This is a genomic window from Streptomyces sp. NPDC058246 (assembly GCF_042881985.1).
In the GTDB taxonomy this organism is placed as follows: domain Bacteria; phylum Actinomycetota; class Actinomycetes; order Streptomycetales; family Streptomycetaceae; genus Streptomyces.
On the sequence record NZ_JBHVWZ010000001.1, the window covers coordinates 494,579 to 512,632 of the forward strand.

Genomic DNA, 18,054 nt, shown 5'->3' on the forward strand with positions numbered 1-18,054 from the left:
TCCCACGCACTGGTCAGCGACGGTCCCTCGCCCTCGCGGGGAACCGCACCCCCCATTTCACGGCGGCACACGTCCCGTGCTGCCGCCGGAACACCACGCAACGGATTGGAGCACCATGGCTGCTTGGCCGCTTCTGGGTGGCGCCATCGCCGCCCTGCTCGCCTCGGCGCTGCCGACGCACGACCCGTCCTCCGGGATCGTCGACCCGCCCCCGGACAAGATCGTCATCAAGGTCGCCACGGTGAACGGTTCCGGCTGTCCCCAGGGGACCGCCGCCGTCGCGGTCTCCCCGGACAACACCGCCTTCACGGTGACCTACAGCGAGTACCTCGCCCAGGTCGGAGGCAACGCCGACCCCACCGCGTTCCGCAAGAACTGCCAGCTCAATCTGATCGTCCACGTCCCGCAGGGCTTCACGTACGCCATCGCCAGCGCGGACTACCGCGGCTTCGCCGCACTCCAGCAGGGCGCGAGCAGCTCGGAGAAGGCCTCGTACTACTTCCAGGGCTCCCCGAACACGGCCGCCATCACCCACCCCTTCAAGGGTCCGTACGACGACAACTGGCAAGCCACGGACACCACCGACTGGGCACAACTGGTGTGGGCGCCCTGCGGTGTTCAGCGGAACTTCAACATCAACACGGAGCTCCGCGTCAGCGCGGGCACATCCGCTCCGGGCAGCAGCAGCTTCATGACCATGGACTCCACGGACGGCGACATCAGCACGATCTACCACCTGGCCTGGAAGGAGTGCCCCGCTTCCTGAACCACCGTTCCTGACCTGCCGCGCCACATCCAGTACCGCCTCCCGCAGGCCCTTGACCGGCTCCGCCGCATCAGAGCCGGTCAAGGGCCGTAGAGCTAGGGCAGCAGCTTGTCCATGGCCGCGGGCCCCTCCTCCTTCAGCTTGCGCTCGGCCCAGGCGAGGCTCTTCGGAGTGATGTCGCGACCCGCGGCGAGTACCAGGTCCTCGGCGGTCACGGGGCCGTCGGAGCCGGTGTGCAGCAGGGAGTCGGGGGTCGCCTTGTCGTCGGACGGCGCGGGCGAATCGGGCTGGCTGGTTGACATGATCTCTCCCTCTTCCACCTGACCTGTTCTCACGCTACGGGCATTCCGCACGCCCCGCGCGACGCGTCACGTGGGGCGGACGCGGGTCGCGCCGGTGTCCGGGGGCAGCTGTGCCCCTGCGCGGACGCGGGTCGGGGGCGCCCCTCGGAGGGACGGGCCCCGTTCGGGCGTAAGGCGATGTCGGTCGCGGCCCGCGGATGTGCTGGGGGAGGACCCTCGCGCCCCTGCGGCTGAGCAGGGCTTGCCCTGCGTGTGCGCCTGATGGCCGCCGCGTGGGGCCGACAGCCCCGGAGCCCCGTCCGGCAACGTTGCCCCGCTCCGCCGGACATCGGACAGGAGTGTCCCCGCCCGGCGGACGGCCGGGAGCACCGAGGAGCTCGGGGAGGACCCGATCGGTCACTCGTCGTCCCCGGTGAGCGGTGTGTTCGAGGGCGGGATGATCCGGGCCGTGAGGTCCGGTTCGGCCATGTCCGGGTCGAACGGGAACATCGGGCGGCGAATACGTCGGTGCCCCAGCCGGACGAGGTCCTGGTCGACGCCGCCCGGAGTGAGCGCGAGTTTCCAGCCGGCGGACATGTCGAAGAGTTCCGGTTCCAGATAGCCGATCTTGACGAGGACGATGTCGGCGCCGCGCGGATCGAGCGCCAGGCCGGTGAAGTCGTGCTCGTGGTGGTACGGCTTGCGAAGCCTGGTGATGATCACGTACACACTGCCCACCCGCAGCACCACCTCGGTCTCGGCGTCCCGGTCACCGTGCCGGACCGCGTGCACGATGCCCGTCATGGTGAGCGGCCCGGCATGCCGGTTGTCCACCTCGGCACCGGCCGTGACCGTGACGGTCGCGCCGATACCCGCCCGCTCCGCCGCGTCCACGGCCTCCGGGCCGGGCACCGAGGCGTAGATGACGGTAGGGCCGGACGCGTCCTTGAACTCGGGCCGATTCAGGACCTGTTCGAGCCCCCAGGTGACGTCGCCGGCACCACCGGCCGTCGGATTGTCGCCGGTGTCGCTGATGAAGTACGGCCGGTCGTCGCAGGCCAGGGCGTCGTCGAGGCACTCGTCCAGCGATCCGGTCGGCGCGACGAACGCGAACGAGCGCCGCGCCTCCCAGAAGCCCCGGGCCAGCCGTTCGGCGCCCGCGCTCACGGCGGCCTCCGAGGGGCCGGTGACGACGACGGCGGCGCGGTTGCGCGGTTCGTCGGCCCAGGCGTACCCGACCCAGATCGCCGCGTCGGTGACCCCGTCCGTCGCCTCCACGTCGCCGATCGCCGCGTATACGCTCCTGGCGGGTTCGATGCGGGTCGAGGTCTGTTCTCCCGCCAGCAGTACGGGCACCGGGACCCAGGCCTTGACCGGCCGGGGCGCACCGGTGGTGAGCAGGTCCACGAGATGGCGGGCGGCCCGTTCCTTCGTCTCCATGTGGTCCTCGTGCGGGGCCATCCGGTAACAGGTGATCAGGTCGCTCATGTGCGCGAGTTCGCGCGAGACGTTGCCGTGCAGGTCCATGGAGGTGGACACGATCACGTCCGGACCGACGGTCGCACGGATCCGGGCGAGCAGGACGGCCTCGGCGTCGTCGACGCCCTCCACCGTCATGGCGCCGTGGATGTCGTACCAGATGCCGTCGAGACGTGGCATCGCCGCGAGCCGCTGGATGAGTTCGCCGGACAGCTCGGCGAACGCGGCGGCCGTCACCGTGCCGCCGGGCAGCGCCTTGCCGACGAGCGCGCCTCGCCAGTCGGCGGCGGCGAGCAGGGGTGTCCCGGGCGTGAGGAAGGGATAGCGCGTCAGCACGCCCGCGCCGCGCAGCGGATGGAAGGCGGGGGCCTCGGTCCGCGCCGGCGAGAACGTCGACGACTCGATGCCGAGCCCGGCGATGGCGATGACGGGGCGGGCGACGGGAGTACGCGATTGCGGCATGGCTCCTCCTTGCGGCATGGCTGCACTTGCTGGCGGGGGCGTGGCGTGGCTGGTCGTTCTTGCTCTGCTTCCTGGCGAGGGGCTGCACGCGGGCGTCCTGCGCGGTGGCGCGGGCTTCTTGCACGGTGGGGCGGACGTCCTGTGGGACGGCCGGAACTTCCTGTGGGCCGGTTGGGCGGCCCGTTGTGGCACCGCTGCCCGTACGACCTGCGGGTGGGCGGCGGGCGGGCTGTGGGGTGGGCTGTTCCTCCTCCTCCCCCTGTCCCGCGGGATGCCTCCGCGGGCCGAGCCGAGCCGAGCGGGCCGAGCCGAGCGGGCCGAGCGGGCCAGGCCGGACCGAGCCGAGCGGGCCAGGCCGAGCCGAACTGAGTCGAACCGGCCCGAGCCGAGCGACGGTCGATGTCAGGCCTCCGTCCGCGCGACGCCGCGTCGCGCCACGGGCCCCAGGGTCGTCTCACCGGTGCCGGTGCCGGCACCGGTGCTGATGCCGATGCCGGTCACGGCCTGGAGCGCGTGCGCCAGCGCGCGTTGGAGCGCGAACTGGCCCGCGCCGACGAGCCCCGCGTCCGCGCCGAGGCTCGCCCGCTCGATCACCAGCTGCTGGGTCACCAGCGGATGGCAGCCCTCGTACAACTGGCTGCGCACGGCGGCGACGAACGGTTCGAGGGTGGAGAGGATGCCCCCGAGGTAGACGGCGTCGGGGTTGAAGAAGTTGACGTTCGCGGCGAGCACCATGCCGAGGTAGCGGCCGGCCTGGCGGACCGCGCGCGTCGCCTCCGGGTCGGCGTCGTGCGCGAGGCGGACGACATCCTCGATGGAGGCGACGTCGAGGCCCCGCTCGCGCAGGATGCGCACCAGCGCGGCGCCCGAGGCGACGGTCTCCAGACACCCCGTGTTGCCGCAGGAGCAGGGAATGTCGTGGCCCGCTTCCACGCGTACGTGGGTGATCTCGCCCGCCGCGCCGGTTCCGCCCCGGTACAGCCGACCGTCGGCGATCACGCCCGCGCCGATGGCCGACCCCATCTTCACCATGATCGACTGGCGTCGCTCGGCGGGCCGGACGCTGTGTTCGCCGACGGCCATGCAGTTGGCGTCGTTCTCGATCGCCGCCGGAACGCCGAACCGGTCCTCCAGCCAGGCCTGCACGGGAAACCTGTTCCACCCCGGCATCCGCGAGGGCAGCGTCACCACGCCGCGGGCCACGTCGACCGGACCCGGAAGGGAGAGGCCGACCCCCTTGAGCAGTTCCCGGCCGTGCCGTTCGGCGAGGGCCTCCAGCGTCTCGGCGAGTCCGGGAAGCGCGTCCTCGGGCCCCTCGGCCGTCGCGAACGGGACCGTCGACACATCGGTGAGTCCGCCCCCGGGCAGCACCACGCCGACGTGGGCGTGTCTGCCGCCGAGTTCGGCCGCGACGGCGAACCCCTCGCTGCCGCCGAGCCGCAGCACCTTGCGCGGACGCCCTCCGGCGGAGGACCGGGTGCCCTGCTCCGCGACCAGCCCATGGGCCACCAGCTGGCCGACCGTGAGCGAGATCGTCGACGGCGCGGCACCGAGCAGTTCGGCCAGTTCGGTGCGCGTGGTGGCCTGCCCGGAGGCGAGGAGTTCGAGGACGCGCTCGGCCAGCGAGGAGACGCCCGTGACGCCTCTGCGGTGCGCCGCACTTTTTTCAGACATGGACGAAGTAACTTCCGACGTGGGGTCCGAGAGGGGGAGCGTACGGCCAAAGGGCGGCCCTGCGACTTTTTGCAGAACAGCAGAAACAGGCTTTTTACAGAGAGCCGTCTGTTTCTTCGAACAGTCGGGCCGTTGACTGGCTCCGCCACACGCCATCGCTCACCCCGAGGAGAGCCATGTCCCCTGCTCGCCCGACACTCGTCGCCGGTGCCGTCGTCTCGGCGGGCACCCTGCTGCTCGCGGGCTGCTCCGGCACGAGCGGCACGTCGTCCGCGTCACGCGACTCCATCGACTACGCGCTGCCAGCGAACTTCACGCCGAACTGGATCCTGCCGATCGGCACCGCCGCGCACCTGAACACGAACAACATCTCCATCGCGGCCAGCCTGTGGGAACGGCTCGTCGCGTACGACGGCTCCACCGGCGAGGTCGCCTGGAACAAGAAGGCGTCCATAGCCACCGCCGCCGACTTCGGCTCCGACGGAAAGAGCGTCAAGATCACGCTGGGCGACCGCAGTTGGAGTGACGGCAAGCCGATCACCTCGCGTGACGTCGAGTTCTGGTTCAACCTCATCAAGGCCGACAAGGCGCAGTGGGCGGGCTATACGCCCGGCAAGGCACCGGACAACTGGACCTCCTTCAAGACCATCGACGACCGCCACTTCACCATCACCTTCGACAAGGCCTACAACTCCCAGTGGATGCTGGCCAACGAGCTGAGCGAGATCACACCGCTGCCGCAGCACGCCTGGGACAGAACGGGCGCGTCGGCCGGGGTCTCGGACGCCGACCGGACGATTGACGGCGCGAAGAAGGTCTGGACGTACCTCAACACCGCAGCGAAGAACATCTCCGGCTACGAGAAGGACGCGCTGTGGAAGACCATCAGCGGCCCGTACGCCGTCAAGTCGTTCTCCACCTCCGGCAAGGTCGTGCTCGCCGCAAACAAGAAGTACGACGGCGGTGAGAAGGCGAACATCGCGACCGTGAACCTGCTGCCGTTCACGACGGCGGACGCCGAGAAGAACGCGCTGCGCTCCGGAAGCGTCGACTACGGCTACATCGAGGCCACCGACCTCGACCAGAAGGACCGGTTCACCGCGCAGGGGTACACGGTGAAACCGTGGTCCGGCTGGGCGATCACGTACATGCCGTACAACTTCAACAACCCCTCCATGGGCGCGGTGTTCAAGCAGCTCTACGCCCGCCAGGCGGTCCAGAGGTCGATCGACCAGGCCGGTCTCGCGAAGGTCATCTTCAACGGCACCGCGGTACCCGGCTACGGCCCGATCCCCCAGGCCCAGTCCTCGGACTTCCTCTCGCCGACGCAGCAGAGCAACCCGTACCCGTTCTCGACGACGGCCGCGCGAAAGCTGCTCACCGGCCATGGATGGAGCGAGCAGGGCGGCGTGATGGTGTGCACCGATCCCGGCACCGGCTCCCGCCAGTGCGGTGCGGGGGTCGCCAAGGGCACGAAATTCCAGCTGCGGGTGCTGTCGCAGTCCGGCTCGAGCGTCACCGACAACATGATGAGCGCGATCCAGTCCTCGCTGGAGAAGACCGGGATCAAGTTCTCGATCAAGACCGCGCCCGTCAACTCGGTGCTGTCCCAGACCCCACCGTGCACCGCGAGCCAGTCCATCTGCGCGTGGCAGCTCTCCTTCTTCGGCACCGCGGGCAGCTGGTACTTCAGCGCCTTCCCGACCGGTGACTCGCTCTTCCAGAGCAAGGGCGGCTCGAACTTCGGCAGTTACTCCAACCCGGAGGTCGACCGGCTCATCAGCGCGTCCACCACGTCGAACTCGCCGCAGGCGGTACGGGACTACAGTGCCGCCGTCGCCAAGGACCTGCCGGTGATCTGGCTGCCCGAGCCCGACTACCAGATCTCGGTGGTGAGGAACGGGCTCGGCGGCTTCTCCCAGGACTCGCTCGCCAACTTCCACCCCGCGCAGTGGAAGTGGACCAGCTGACGCCGCATGGACACCTTCCTCTATCTGACCCGGCGTGTCCTCCAGTCGCTCGTGGTGATCCTCATTGTGACCGTGGTGGTCTTCTGCCTGCTGCACGCGCTGCCCGGGGGGCCCGCGCGCGGAATCCTCGGCCCGCAGGCGACCGCGCAGCAGATCGCCCAGTTCGACCACGAACAGGGCCTCGACCGCTCGCTGCCCGTGCAGTACGTCTATTACCTGCGCACCCTCCTGCACGGCGACCTCGGCACCTCGTACACGCTGAACGAGGCGGTCTCCCGGCTCATCGAGCAGCGGCTGCCCAAGACACTCGTCCTCACCGTGCTGTCCGCGCTCGTCGGACTCGCCCTCGCCGTGCCGCTCGGTATGTGGCAGGCGGTCCGGCGCAACAAGCCCGTCGACTACGTGATCACCACGCTGAGCTTCGTCGCGTACTCGACACCGGTGTACTTCCTCGGACTGGTCCTGGTGCTCGTGTTCACGCAGTTGCTGCCCTGGTTCCCGTCGCAGGCGCCGCAGGGCGACTCGCTCGGGCAGGTGCTCGCGCAGCCGAACGCGCTGGTCCTTCCGGTCGTCGCGGGAGCCGCGTCGATGGTCGCCGTGTTCAGCCGGTACATGCGCGCCGCGACGCTGGAGAACCTCTCCGAGGACTATGTACGCACCGCGCGCGCCGGTGGCTCGGGTCCCCGCGCGATCCTGTGGCGGCACGTGTTCCGCAACTCGCTCACACCCGTCGTCGCGATGCTCGGCTACTACGTGCCCGTGCTCTTCGGCGGAGCCCTGGTGGTCGAGCAGCTCTTCAACTACCCGGGAATGGGGCTGCTGTTCTGGAGCGCCGCGCAGTCCTCCGACTATCCGGTGCTGCTCGGCTGCGTCCTCGTCATCTCCGTCGCGACCGTCGTCGGCACCCTGCTCGCCGACGTCGTCCAGCGGATCATCGATCCCCGAGTGAAGGCGGGCCGCGCATGAGCGCCGTATTGCCGGTGACACCACCCATGGAGGCGAGCGCCGGATACCGGCTCTCCCTGCGCCGGTTCCGGCGGAACGGACTCGCCGTCGCCGGCCTCGTGGTCGTCGTACTCTTCCTGCTCCTCTGCTTCCTGGGCCCGTTGCTGTACTCGACGGACCAGACCCACACCCACCTCACGCAGGTGAACCTCGCCCCCGGCGGCGCCCACCCGCTCGGCACCGACGCCGTCGGGCACGACGAACTCGGGCGGCTGATGTACGGCGGCAAGGTGTCGCTTCTCGTCGGCCTCGCGGCCGGAACCCTCGCCACCGTCATCGGCACGCTCTGGGGAGCGATCGCCGGATACGCGGGCGGCTGGATCGACGCGGTCATGATGCGCGTCGTCGACGCCGGTATCGCGATCCCGGCCCTGTTCATCCTGCTCGTGGTCTCCGCCATCACCACCCCGGACACCCTCGGACTCATCGTCATCCTCGGTCTGGTGTCGTGGCTCGTGCCGTCCCGGCTCGTCCGGGCGGAGACACTCACCCTCAAGAACCGCGACTATGTGCTGACCCTCCGCGCCATCGGCGGCACGCACGGGCGGGCGATCGCCCGGCACATCCTGCCCAACTCGGTGTCGACCATCGTGGTCGCCGCGACCTTCCAGGTCGCCGACGCCATCCTGCTCGTCGCCTACGTGTCCTATCTCGGCCTGGGCGTGCAACCGCCGTCGACCGACTGGGGCGGCATGCTGTCCGCCGGGCTCACCGCCGCGTACTCCGGACGCTGGTGGCTCATCGTTCCGCCCGGCCTCGCCATCATCCTCGTCGTGTGCGCGTTCAACGCGATCGGGGACGGGCTGCGGGACGCGTTCGACGTGAGGGGGCGGGGATGAGCATGCTCGAGATCGAGAACCTGGGCGTCACGTTCTCGACGGAGACGGGCGACGTGCCCGCCGTCCGTGACGTTTCGCTGTGTGTCCGGCCCGGCGAGACGCTCGCCCTGGTCGGCGAGTCCGGCTCCGGGAAGTCGACCGTCGCGCTCGCCGCGATGGGGCTGCTGCCGGGCAGCGCCCGTGCCACCGGGCGCGTCCGCGTCGGCGGGACCGACGTCATCGACGCCCCCGAGGCCGACCTCGCGGGCCTGCGCGGTCGTACGGCGTCGATGGTCTTCCAGGAACCCGCGACCGCCCTGGATCCGCTCACCAGGATCGGCGCGCAGATAGCGGAAGTCATACGCAATCACCGGACCGTCCGGGCCAAGGAGGCCCACCGGGAGGCGGTCGACCTGCTGCGCCGGGTCGGCATCCCGGAGCCGGAGAAGAGGGCGGCCGCGTTCCCCTTCCAGTTGTCCGGCGGGCAGCGGCAGCGCGTGGTCATCGCCATGGCGATCGCCAACGCGCCGAGCCTGCTCATCGCGGACGAGCCGACCACCGCGCTCGATGTCACCGTGCAGGCAGAGATCCTGGACCTGCTGCGCGGGCTCGCCGCGGACTCGGGCACGGGCGTCCTGCTGGTCACGCACAACATGGGCGTCGTCGCGGACTTCGCGGACCGTGTCGCCGTGATGCTCCAGGGAGAGGTCGTGGAGACGGGAGCGGTGGAGGACGTACTGCTGCGGCCCACGCACGACTACACCGCGCGGCTGTTGGGGGCGGTGCCGAGGCTGTCCCTCGCCGAGCCGGCACGGGGCGCCGGTGACCGGCCCGTCGCGGACCCGGTGGTCGATCTGCGTGAGGTCTCGGTGCGGTTCGGCCGCGGACGCCGGGCGGTACGGGCACTGGACGGCGTCTCGCTCACGGTCCGCCCCGGCGAGACCGTCGGGCTCGTCGGCGAGTCGGGCTCCGGCAAGTCGACCGCCGCCCGCGTCGCGCTCGGCCTCGTCGCGCCGTCCGCCGGCTCGGTCTCGCTCTTCGGCGCCGACCTCGCGAGGACCAGGGGGCGGCCCCGTCGGGCCCTGCTGGCCGGGGTCGGGGTCGTGCTGCAGGATCCGGTGGCGTCGCTGGACGCCCGGATGAGTGTGGGGGAGTGCGTCGCCGAGCCGCTGCGGGTCCACCGCGCGGGGATGTCGTCGGCCGAACGCCGGGCCCGCGTCGCGGATGTCCTCGAACTCGTACGGCTGCCAAGGGACTTGGCGCATCGAGGGCCACGCGAGTTGTCCGGCGGTCAGCGTCAGCGGGTGAGCCTCGCCCGTGCGTTGGTCCTCCGGCCGCGGCTGCTGGTCGCCGACGAGCCGACGAGCGCACTGGACGTCAGCGTGCAGCGGTCGGTGCTGGAGGTGATCGGTGAACTCCAGGACGAACTCGGCTTCGCCTGCCTGTTCGTCTCCCACGACCTCGCCGTCGTCCAGGAATTCGCCCAGCACGTCGTCGTCCTGCGTGCCGGGCGCGTCGAAGAGGAGGGCAGCACCGCGACCACGCTCCTGCGTCCGCGTACCGACTACACGCGGCGGCTCATCGCCGCCGTGCCGGTACCGGACCCGGTCCTGCAACGCCGCCGCCGCGAGGAGCGCCGGGCCGCCCTGGGGGTCAAGGCGTGACCGCATCCCGCACCGGCCGTCCGACGCCCGAGGTGTACGCCGGCGTCGACATCGGCGGTACGACCACCCAGGTCGTGCTGTGCACCGCCGACCTCACCGTCGTCGAAGGCTTCGAGGTGCCCACGCCGGCCGCCGAGGGCGGGCAGGCCATGGTCCGCGCCGCACTCGACGCGCTCAGGCTGCTCCAGGGCCGCGTCCCCTCGCGGTTGCTCGGCGTCGGAGTCGGTGCGGCGGGAGTCGTCGACGCCGGTACCGGGCGGGTCCTCGTGGCGAGCGACTCCTTCACCGGCTGGGCCGGATTCCCGGTGACGGCGACGATCGAGCACGCGCTCGGCGTCCCGGCCTTCCTCGACAACGACGTGAACGCCTTCCTGCGCGGCGAGGTGGCCACGGGCGCTGTCGCGGGCGAACCGCACGTTCTCGGGATGACGCTCGGCACCGGAGTGGGCGGCGCGCTGTGGATGAACGGCGCGCTGCTCGACGGACCGCACGGGGCCGCGGGCGAGATCGGGCACATCCCCGGCTTCGGCGACCTCCCGTGCACCTGCGGGGGGCGCGGGCATCTGGAGACCCTCGCCTCGGGCCGCTCCCTCGCGACGCGCTACGCCGAGCGGACGGGACGGACCCTCACCGCACGGGGCGTCGCCGGGGCGGCGGCGGACGGGGACCCCGACGCGATCGCCGTGTACGAGGCCGCGGGCGCCGGCATCGCCCGGGCGATGCTGATCACGACGGGCCTGGTGGACCTCGCGACCTGCGTGATCGGTGGCGGTGTCAGCGGTGCGTGGGACCTCCTCGAACCGTCGATCATGGCCGCCCTTGCCGCCGAGCCGCCCGTCAGCGGGCAGCCGATCCGGGTCGTACGGGCCCGGCTCGGCGCCGGAGCCGTCGCGATAGGCGCCGCGTCCCGTGCGCTTACGGAACTCGGCGCGGTGACACCGGTGTAGGGCGCTGACGGTGACACGTCCGGAGCTGTAGGTGAGGCGTGCGGAGAGGCCGTGCGCGTCGCCTTCCGGACCGTAAGCCGACAACTGACGTCCATTCATTGGTCTGTACATGACCACGCTGTCGGGCCAGACTGTGCGCCGAACAGACACCCCCACCGAGGAGTCGACCTCATGCGCATGCCCGCTCGGCAACGTTGTCACGCGGCCCTGGCCGGTCTCGTCACGCTCGCCACGGCCGCCGTCCTGTCCGTCGCAACCGGCGCGCCCGCCACGGCCGCCGACACCTGGAACGAGGTGGGCTCGGACCGCGCCGACCCGCTGACCGAGAGCCAGGGCCTGACCTCCGTCGAGGTCCCGGCCGGCAGCGCGAACCGCTACACGGGCATCGGCACCATCCCCGCCGACGTGAGCAGCCGCGGCTGGAACCACGTCGGCGACCCCGACGCCTCCTACAACGGCTACTACATCGAGCCGTACCAGAGCGACTCCGGCGGCTCGAAGATGTTCCGGGTGCAGGCGCCGGGCGGCGGCTGGTCGGAGTACGTCCACACACTGAGCGCGGGGGAGGCGCTGAACAACTCGTTCGTCACCGTCTCACCGAGCGGTTCGTGGATGGTGTCCGGCGAGTACGGCACGATGAGCCGGCTCCTGGTCTTCCCGACCCCCGGCGTGAACCCGAGCACCTCCCCCTCAGCGAACCTGCCGCAGGCGTCCACGATCAACCTGGACCACGCCGTACGCGACGTACAGGGCTGCGATTTCGTCACCGCGACCCAGCTGCTCTGCTCGTCCGACGACCCGGCCGGGACGCTCTTCGGCATCACCAAGCCGCTGCTCCAGATCGACCTGTCCGGTGAGCCCGGCGGCTCGGACGTTTCCGGCCATGTCACGGCCCTGCGCCAGCTCCCGCTGCGCAGCTCCTGCTCGGGCACCTTCGAGGCGGAGGGCATCGACTACGACCGGCGCACCGGCACTCTGCGGGTGATCGTCGTGTCGCCGGGCTTCTGCGTCCTGACCGACAGCAAGACCTACCGGTTCACCAGGAGCTGAGGCCTGCGGATACAGGGAGCGACAGGAGCGTAGGCGTCCGACGCGGGTGAGGTCTAAGGTCGGAAGCAGAACCAGATGGATGGGGAGGCGGCCGGCAGTGGTGGAGGACGAGGCCGTGATCGGCTGCACGGGGGAGCTGCTCATCGGCACACGGGGAACCGCCGGTCCCGGCGAGATCCTCGTGCGCGTCAGAGGCGGATCCGAGACCTTCCTCGCCTGGTCGCAGGAGCCCCTGCCGACAGGGGCGACTGTGCTTGTGATCGAATCACGTGGATGCCGTGAGGTCGACGTCATCGAGTGGGTCGATCCGTTGGACGCGTTGGGCGGGGACACCGCCGACGCCGGCTAAGGAGAATTCAGGATGTTCGGTTACCGCGTTCCCGCTCCCGACGAGGCGATGCTGATCTCGGGAGGCAGGCGGGGACTGGGGGGCGCGCCGTTCCGAGTGGTGACGGGGCACGGAAAATTCGTGCTCCCGATCTTCCGCAAGACTCGTTTTCTCACGCTGTCGATGTGCGAGGCCGAGGTCACCGAGACCTGCGTGACCAAGCAGGGCATCGCGCTGCACGTCCGCGCCGTGATCGCGTTCAAGGTCGGCAACGACACCGAGAGCATCATCAACGCGGGCCAGCGCTTCCTCTCCGACCAGGATCAGATGTCGGTGCTGACCGGGCGGATCTTCGCCGGGCACCTGCGCGCGATCATCGGCTCCATGACGGTCGAGGAGATCGTCACCGAGCGGCAGAAGCTCGCCGCGGAGGTCCTCGACACCTCGAAGACCGAGATGGCGAAGATCGGCCTGATCGTCGACTCGCTGCAGATCCAGTCGATCGACGACGGCGACGTCGGCTACATCGACGCCATGTCCGCACCGCACAAGGCGGCCATCCAGCGACAGGCCCAGATCGCGCAGGCCCAGGCCACCCAGGCCTCGGTCGAGGCGGAACAGGTGGCCGCGCGCAACCAGGCCGAATACGCCCGGCAGACCGCCGTGGTGAAGGCGGAGTACTCGGCTCAGGTGGACCGCGCGCAGGCGGAGGCCGCCCAGGCCGGACCGTTGGCGCAGGCCCACGCGCAGCAGGAGGTGCTCCTCGCCCAGACCGAACTGGCCCAGCGTGCCGCCCAGTTGCGTCAGCAGCAGCTGGTCGCCGAGATCGTCAAGCCCGCCGAGGCGGAGGCCCAGCGGATCAAGGTGCTCGCCATCGCCGAGGCGGAGCGCATGAAGATCCAGGCCGAGGCCGCCGCTTCGTACGACCGTGTCGCACTCGACCGGATGCTGATCGACCAGCTCCCGCAGATCGTGAAGGAAGCGGCGGGCGGGCTCGCCGGAGCCAACGTCAACGTCCTGAACGGCGCGGACGGTCTCGGCGAGATCGCGGCCGGCCTGGTCGCCCAGGGCCTGACGATCCTGGACTCGGTCCGGCAGAACCTGAACGGCCAGAACTCCGACGGCCGCTCCGAGAAGGCGAGCGGACCGCTCGAACTGCCGGGATTCCTGCGTACGCCGGCGCGGGACACCGACGAGGACGAGCCGAAGGACGGTCGGTCCTCGGCGAACTGAGCCGAGTGGCGGCCGCCCTCGACGACCTCAGCCGCACGGCGGCGGCCGCCCTCACCCGCGTCGAACCGACCTGAAGTCCACGTCCCGCAACAGGCGTCACTGCTGTGTCACGACCCCTTCGGGCACCACAACTCCGTTGGCATGTCTCGTGTCGAACCGGGCGCAGATGAAAGGAACTTGCTTCCTTCACCGCATCGACCACCAGCCCGGTTTTTCGAGCCCTCCACCGCCTCCGGCGACCTGGACAAGGACGGCTACGACGACCTCGTCGTCGGCCAGAGGAAGGCATGACCGGCGGCCTGATCGGCGTCTACTACGGCGGCGAGGACGTCCCCGGCACCGCCGAGGCCGGCGACCAGTGGGGCGCACAGGTACGGCTCGCCGACACGGACAGGGACGGCTCCGCCGAACTCCTGGCCGCCGCGCCCGGCGAGGACACCGAGGACGGCGTGGTCGGGGAACTGCCCGCGGGCACCAACGGCCTCGTGGCGGACGGGCTCATGGCTCTACGGCGCGGGATCGCTGGGCAACTCGGCCGGCGCCGTCCGCTTCGGCGCCGAGCCTCCGTCCTGTCCGGACCGGTGGCTTCACGCCCCGTCAGGGGCGGCGACCGACCGTACCCCCCGCGGCCGGCGGCCGCGCCTCACCAGCGCTGTGGCTCGCTGCCCACGATCGCCACCGAGGGCTTGCCGTCGACCCCCACCGGGACGTCACCGGCGAGCATCACACGGTGCATGACCCGGGGGTGGTCGACATGGGCCGTGTCGCTGGGCGCCAGATGGATGGTGGCCCGGTTGTCCCAGAACGCCACACTGCCCGGCTCCCACCGGAACCGGACGGTGTACTCGGGGCGGGTCGCCTGCTCCAGCAGCATTTCCAGCAGCGCCTGGCTCTCCATCCGGGACACCCCGAGGATCTGCTCGATGTAGTAGCCGTTGACGAAGAGCACCCGCTCGCCGGTCTCCGGGTGCACGCGGACCAGCGGATGGTCGGAGGCGATCTGGTGATCCAGCAGATGCCGTACGTATGCGTCGTCGCCGGGCCGTGCCTGGTAGCCGACCCCCAGCCGGTGCTCGGCGCGCAGACCGTCGACGAACTCCCGTACGGGCTCCGAGAGCCCCGTGTAGGCGACCGCCAGGTTGGACCAGGTGGTGTCGCCGCCGTACGGGGGGACGGTCTCGGCGCGCAGGATCGTCGCGGCCGGCGGATCGATCCGGGCGCCGTGGTCGCAGTGCCACCCGCGCAGCAGCGAATGGCGGCGCCGCCGCAGCCACTCCTCGTGGTCCATGCCGTAACGACCGCCCAGTTCCAGCCGGTCGGCCGTGGTCTCGACCTCGGGGAAGTCCCCAGGTGACGCGCTGCCGCGCGACCTCAGGCGGATCGGTTCGCCGAACCGCCGCGCGAAGGCGATGTGCGAGGCGTGATCCAGCCGTTGTCCCCGGAAGAACACCACTTTCCAGCGCAGCACCGCTGCCCGGATCCGCGCGACGACCTCGTCGGGCAACTCCTCCGTCAGGTCGACCCCCGTGATCTCGGCGCCGATGTGACCGGCGGCCGGCTTCACCTCGAGAGGGGCGACCTCGTCTGTCATGGGGGCTCCGTTGATCGTGCGGTCGACTCGTCCGTGTCCAGCATGAACGCTGAACCGGCCTTGGCACAGGGCGCAGCGCGGCGAGTGACGCGGATCTTGGGCCCGGGCAGGTGGCGCGGGGTCGTGGCCGGCGGTTCACACGGGAGGCGCGCCGCCCGCACAGGGTGTGCGGCGCCCTGCTGACCTGCCGGATCTCACTCCCTGCCGCAGGCGGGGCGAGGCGCCGACAATGAGGCGCAGTGAACGGGTCCCGCCCACCATCCGCGAAGGGGCGGGGCCTGTTCACGTACGTGACGCCACGGTGTCGTGAGCGACTCGGCGCTTGCGGCGCCACCGTGTCGTCAGCGGCTCAGTCCTTGTGGTCGCGCAGGGCGGCGAGAGCGCGGTCGGCGTGCGCGCTCATCCGCAGTTCGCTGCGGACGACCTCCAGGATCGTGCGGTCCCGGGCGATGACGAAGGTGACCCGCTTGGTGGGAGCCAGGGAGAAGCCGCGCTTGACCCCGAACCGCTCGCGGACGGTTCCGTCGGTGTCGGACAGCAGCGGGAATCCGAGCGTGTGGCGCCCGGCGAATTCCTGCTGCTTGTCGACCGTGTCGCCGCTGATGCCCACAGGCCGGGCGCCGGCCGCGGCGAACTCCGTCGCCAGATCACGGAAGTGGCAGGCTTCGGCGGTGCAGCCGGCGGTGAGCGCGGCGGGGTAGAAGAACAGCACCACCGGTCCGTCGCCGAGCAGTTCGGACAGACTCCTGCTCGCCCCGGTCTCGTCGGGCAGCGTGAAGTCCTCGACGGTGTCGCCGATGTTCGGTCGAGTGGTCATGACCGGCCCTCCCCGTTCCGGGCGACACCGCGCGCCCACAGTACGAGCGGAACCTGCAGCGGCAGCCGCGCGAGCGCCGCGGCCTTGAGGGGCGTGGACCGGTGGCGCCAGTCGACCGCCATCTGGACGTTGCCGGGGAACACGCCGACGAAGAAGGCGGCGGTGGCCAGTGCGGCGGCCCGTCGGGTACGGGGCAGTGCCACCCCGGCCGCCAGCACCAGTTCGGCGGCACCGCTCGCGTAGGTCCAGGTGCGCGGCGCGCCGGGCAGGGCGCGCGGGATGACCGCGTCGTACTGCCGTGGCGCGACGAAGTGGGTGACGCCCGCGGCGGCCAATAGGCCGGCGAGCAACAAGGGCGAGCGTTCCGACCGTGGCACGGTTCCTCCTCTGGGGGGCCTGTCGCGCGATATTACTGGACGGTAAGTGGCGGTGGATCGGCGTGCGCATGTCGATTCGGGTCACCGAGCGCGTCCGCACCGGCCGGGCCCCCGCCGTCACCGGCGAGGACGCCCGCGCTGCCCTGGCCGTCGCCCTCGCCGCCATCGAGTCCGTGACCGTCGGTGGACCCGTCCGGATCGACGAACTCGGAGGCCGCTGACGAGGCGGGTCAGTTGTCGCCGCTGGACGGTCCGAAGAACTCGATCTCGGCGATCGAGACCTGCTTGTCGGTGGCGGCGCCGTACGACGAGCGGATGACGAAGCGGACCGACGTGACGTCACCGACCCGGAACGTGCGGCGCTGACCGCCGGCACTCTGGTCGAGCGTGAGGAACCGGGTCGTCGTCCTGCCGTTCGCCGGGACCGGTCAGCACCGGACCGACCCGGCCAACGCCCACGCACTCGCCGTGGTGGCGCTGGTCGAGACCGGCCGCGCACAAGAGGCGACCCGACTCACGGACAGCTTCGATCTGAGGGACGCCCACGACTTGATCGCCGGGCTGCTCCAGCTGGCCCGGCGCACCGTCGAGACTCATCTGACCGGCGCCTACCGCAAGCTCGGTATTCGCCGCAGAGCTGAACTCGCCGCCGTCATCCATGAACCGAATGCGGTGAATTAATGATCGTCGGCGTTTGGAACGGCCTTTCATGGTGAGCCGTAGGAGTGGATCGCATTGTCGAGCCAGTGAGGACGTGAACTACGGTGGCCAAGCATCAGAAGTCCAAATCCAAGGTCGAGCAGGCGAAGGGCAGGACCAAGGAAGCCGCCGGGCGCGCCGTCGGCAACGAGCGGATGACCGCCGAGGGCAAGGCCGAGCAGGCAAAGGGCGATGCCCGGCAGGCGAAGGAAAAGACGAAGGACGTCTTCCGCCACTGAGCCAATTGGGACGTACATGTGGCGCCCGTCAGGACGCACATGCCGTAGGGCCCGTCACGCGACCGCGTGACGGGCCCTACGGCATGTGCGACTCGGACCTCGACGATCTACGATGTCAGCCTTTTACGATGCTGCGGATGTTCTCGATGGAGCCGCAGTCGGCCTTCAGCTGATTCGCCCGCTCCCTGAGGAAGGCCGCTCCGAGCTCGTCACGGCGTTCCAGGGGGACGTTCTCGCGGGCCCCGTTGAGGATGGTGCGCTCCTCCTCGTCGGTGTGGTGGGCGACCGCCTCCACCAGCTCTTCCAGCTTCTCGTCCCAGTCGTCGGACCCGACCTCGTCGACCTCCAGGAGCGCGAGCAAGGCCTTGTTGCCCTCTTCGTGTTCCGACTCGCCGTGTTCCACTTCGTCGTCGTCGATGTTCTTGTAGCGCTTGAGGGCCGGATAGACCTCGGCCTCCTCCGCGATGGCGTGGGCGATCAGCAGGTCGGCGAATTCCTTCAGCGCCGCCGCCCGGTCCGCCTCGACACTGCGCATCCGGCGGAAGAGCTCCTCCATCCTGCGGTGGTCCTCCAGAATGATTTCGACGACATCCTGCGTTTGGGTCATGGTGTGGCACGCCTTTCCTGGAAAGGACTCAGAAGAAGTTCGGAGGA

At 70.4% G+C, this 18,054-nt stretch carries 20 protein-coding genes; 13 read left to right on the plus strand and 7 right to left on the minus strand.

Going from position 1 to position 18,054, the window contains the following annotated elements:
- The first annotated feature begins 115 nt into the window (after nt 1-115).
- Nucleotides 116-766 (plus strand): DUF4360 domain-containing protein, encoded by a 651-nt coding sequence (locus tag ACFVXA_RS02175; protein ID WP_384403822.1) that lies wholly within the window; start codon nt 116-118, stop codon nt 764-766.
- A 95-nt stretch (nt 767-861) separates the two neighbouring features.
- Here ACFVXA_RS02175 and ACFVXA_RS02180 read toward each other — a convergent pair whose 3' ends face one another.
- The 3 genes from ACFVXA_RS02180 to ACFVXA_RS02190 all read right to left on the minus strand — a co-directional run bounded on the left by ACFVXA_RS02180 (nt 862) and on the right by ACFVXA_RS02190 (nt 4,662).
- Complete coding sequence (locus tag ACFVXA_RS02180) at nt 862-1,068, minus strand: hypothetical protein (RefSeq protein ID WP_362029910.1); 207 nt, start codon at nt 1,066-1,068, stop codon at nt 862-864.
- Nucleotides 1,069-1,464: 396 nt separating this feature from the next.
- Complete coding sequence (locus ACFVXA_RS02185; RefSeq protein ID WP_390023487.1) at nt 1,465-2,988, minus strand: M81 family metallopeptidase; 1,524 nt, start codon at nt 2,986-2,988, stop codon at nt 1,465-1,467.
- A gap of 402 nt (nt 2,989-3,390) precedes the next feature.
- On the minus strand, nt 3,391-4,662 hold the full coding sequence (locus ACFVXA_RS02190; protein ID WP_390023489.1) for an ROK family protein: 1,272 nt from the start codon (nt 4,660-4,662) through the stop codon (nt 3,391-3,393).
- A 176-nt stretch (nt 4,663-4,838) separates the two neighbouring features.
- Here ACFVXA_RS02190 and ACFVXA_RS02195 point away from each other — a divergent pair, with 176 nt between their 5' ends.
- The 9 genes from ACFVXA_RS02195 (at nt 4,839) to ACFVXA_RS02235 (ending at nt 13,968) form a co-directional block, all read left to right on the plus strand.
- Nucleotides 4,839-6,632 carry a peptide ABC transporter substrate-binding protein gene (locus ACFVXA_RS02195; RefSeq protein WP_362029919.1) on the plus strand — a complete coding sequence of 598 codons (1,794 nt, stop codon included), beginning with the start codon at nt 4,839-4,841 and terminating at the stop codon, nt 6,630-6,632.
- A 6-nt stretch (nt 6,633-6,638) separates the two neighbouring features.
- Nucleotides 6,639-7,598 (plus strand): ABC transporter permease, encoded by a 960-nt coding sequence (locus ACFVXA_RS02200; protein ID WP_384021179.1) that lies wholly within the window; start codon nt 6,639-6,641, stop codon nt 7,596-7,598.
- Nucleotides 7,595-8,476: an ABC transporter permease gene (locus ACFVXA_RS02205; protein ID WP_362029925.1), complete on the plus strand. Its 882-nt coding sequence runs from the start codon at nt 7,595-7,597 to the stop codon at nt 8,474-8,476. Before ACFVXA_RS02200 ends, ACFVXA_RS02205 begins: the two co-directional genes overlap by 4 nt.
- On the plus strand, nt 8,473-10,119 hold the full coding sequence (locus ACFVXA_RS02210; RefSeq protein WP_362029928.1) for an ABC transporter ATP-binding protein: 1,647 nt from the start codon (nt 8,473-8,475) through the stop codon (nt 10,117-10,119). Before ACFVXA_RS02205 ends, ACFVXA_RS02210 begins: the two co-directional genes overlap by 4 nt.
- A gap of 32 nt (nt 10,120-10,151) precedes the next feature.
- On the plus strand, nt 10,152-11,066 hold the full coding sequence (locus ACFVXA_RS02215; protein WP_390023543.1) for an ROK family protein: 915 nt from the start codon (nt 10,152-10,154) through the stop codon (nt 11,064-11,066).
- Between the two features lie 171 nt (nt 11,067-11,237).
- Complete coding sequence (locus ACFVXA_RS02220) at nt 11,238-12,116, plus strand: hypothetical protein (protein WP_362029931.1); 879 nt, start codon at nt 11,238-11,240, stop codon at nt 12,114-12,116.
- 97 nt (nt 12,117-12,213) lie between these two features.
- Complete coding sequence (locus ACFVXA_RS02225; protein ID WP_362029934.1) at nt 12,214-12,465, plus strand: hypothetical protein; 252 nt, start codon at nt 12,214-12,216, stop codon at nt 12,463-12,465.
- 12 nt (nt 12,466-12,477) lie between these two features.
- Entirely contained in the window at nt 12,478-13,677 is a 1,200-nt protein-coding gene (locus tag ACFVXA_RS02230) for an SPFH domain-containing protein (protein ID WP_383745655.1), read from the plus strand.
- 141 nt (nt 13,678-13,818) lie between these two features.
- Nucleotides 13,819-13,968 (plus strand): FG-GAP repeat protein, encoded by a 150-nt coding sequence (locus ACFVXA_RS02235; protein WP_383745657.1) that lies wholly within the window; start codon nt 13,819-13,821, stop codon nt 13,966-13,968.
- Nucleotides 13,969-14,320: 352 nt separating this feature from the next.
- Here ACFVXA_RS02235 and ACFVXA_RS02240 read toward each other — a convergent pair whose 3' ends face one another.
- The 3 genes from ACFVXA_RS02240 to ACFVXA_RS02250 all read right to left on the minus strand — a co-directional run bounded on the left by ACFVXA_RS02240 (nt 14,321) and on the right by ACFVXA_RS02250 (nt 16,462).
- On the minus strand, nt 14,321-15,268 hold the full coding sequence (locus ACFVXA_RS02240; protein WP_383745659.1) for a TauD/TfdA dioxygenase family protein: 948 nt from the start codon (nt 15,266-15,268) through the stop codon (nt 14,321-14,323).
- Between the two features lie 349 nt (nt 15,269-15,617).
- A complete protein-coding gene (locus ACFVXA_RS02245; protein ID WP_383909654.1) occupies nt 15,618-16,085 on the minus strand; it encodes a peroxiredoxin in 468 nt (155 codons plus the stop codon).
- Nucleotides 16,082-16,462 (minus strand): hypothetical protein, encoded by a 381-nt coding sequence (locus ACFVXA_RS02250; RefSeq protein WP_389472446.1) that lies wholly within the window; start codon nt 16,460-16,462, stop codon nt 16,082-16,084. The genes ACFVXA_RS02245 and ACFVXA_RS02250 overlap by 4 nt, the downstream gene beginning before the upstream one ends.
- 68 nt (nt 16,463-16,530) lie before the next feature.
- Here ACFVXA_RS02250 and ACFVXA_RS02255 point away from each other — a divergent pair, with 68 nt between their 5' ends.
- From ACFVXA_RS02255 to ACFVXA_RS02265, 3 genes are all read left to right on the plus strand, one after another.
- Nucleotides 16,531-16,683: a hypothetical protein gene (locus ACFVXA_RS02255; RefSeq protein ID WP_389749596.1), complete on the plus strand. Its 153-nt coding sequence runs from the start codon at nt 16,531-16,533 to the stop codon at nt 16,681-16,683.
- Nucleotides 16,684-16,849: 166 nt separating this feature from the next.
- Nucleotides 16,850-17,143 (plus strand): LuxR C-terminal-related transcriptional regulator, encoded by a 294-nt coding sequence (locus tag ACFVXA_RS02260; protein WP_383745666.1) that lies wholly within the window; start codon nt 16,850-16,852, stop codon nt 17,141-17,143.
- 83 nt (nt 17,144-17,226) lie between these two features.
- Nucleotides 17,227-17,400: a CsbD family protein gene (locus tag ACFVXA_RS02265; RefSeq protein WP_362029960.1), complete on the plus strand. Its 174-nt coding sequence runs from the start codon at nt 17,227-17,229 to the stop codon at nt 17,398-17,400.
- A 115-nt stretch (nt 17,401-17,515) separates the two neighbouring features.
- On the opposite strand, the gene ACFVXA_RS02270 is transcribed toward ACFVXA_RS02265, so the two are convergent.
- Complete coding sequence (locus ACFVXA_RS02270; protein WP_384021194.1) at nt 17,516-18,007, minus strand: hemerythrin domain-containing protein; 492 nt, start codon at nt 18,005-18,007, stop codon at nt 17,516-17,518.
- Nucleotides 18,008-18,054 lie beyond the last annotated feature (47 nt).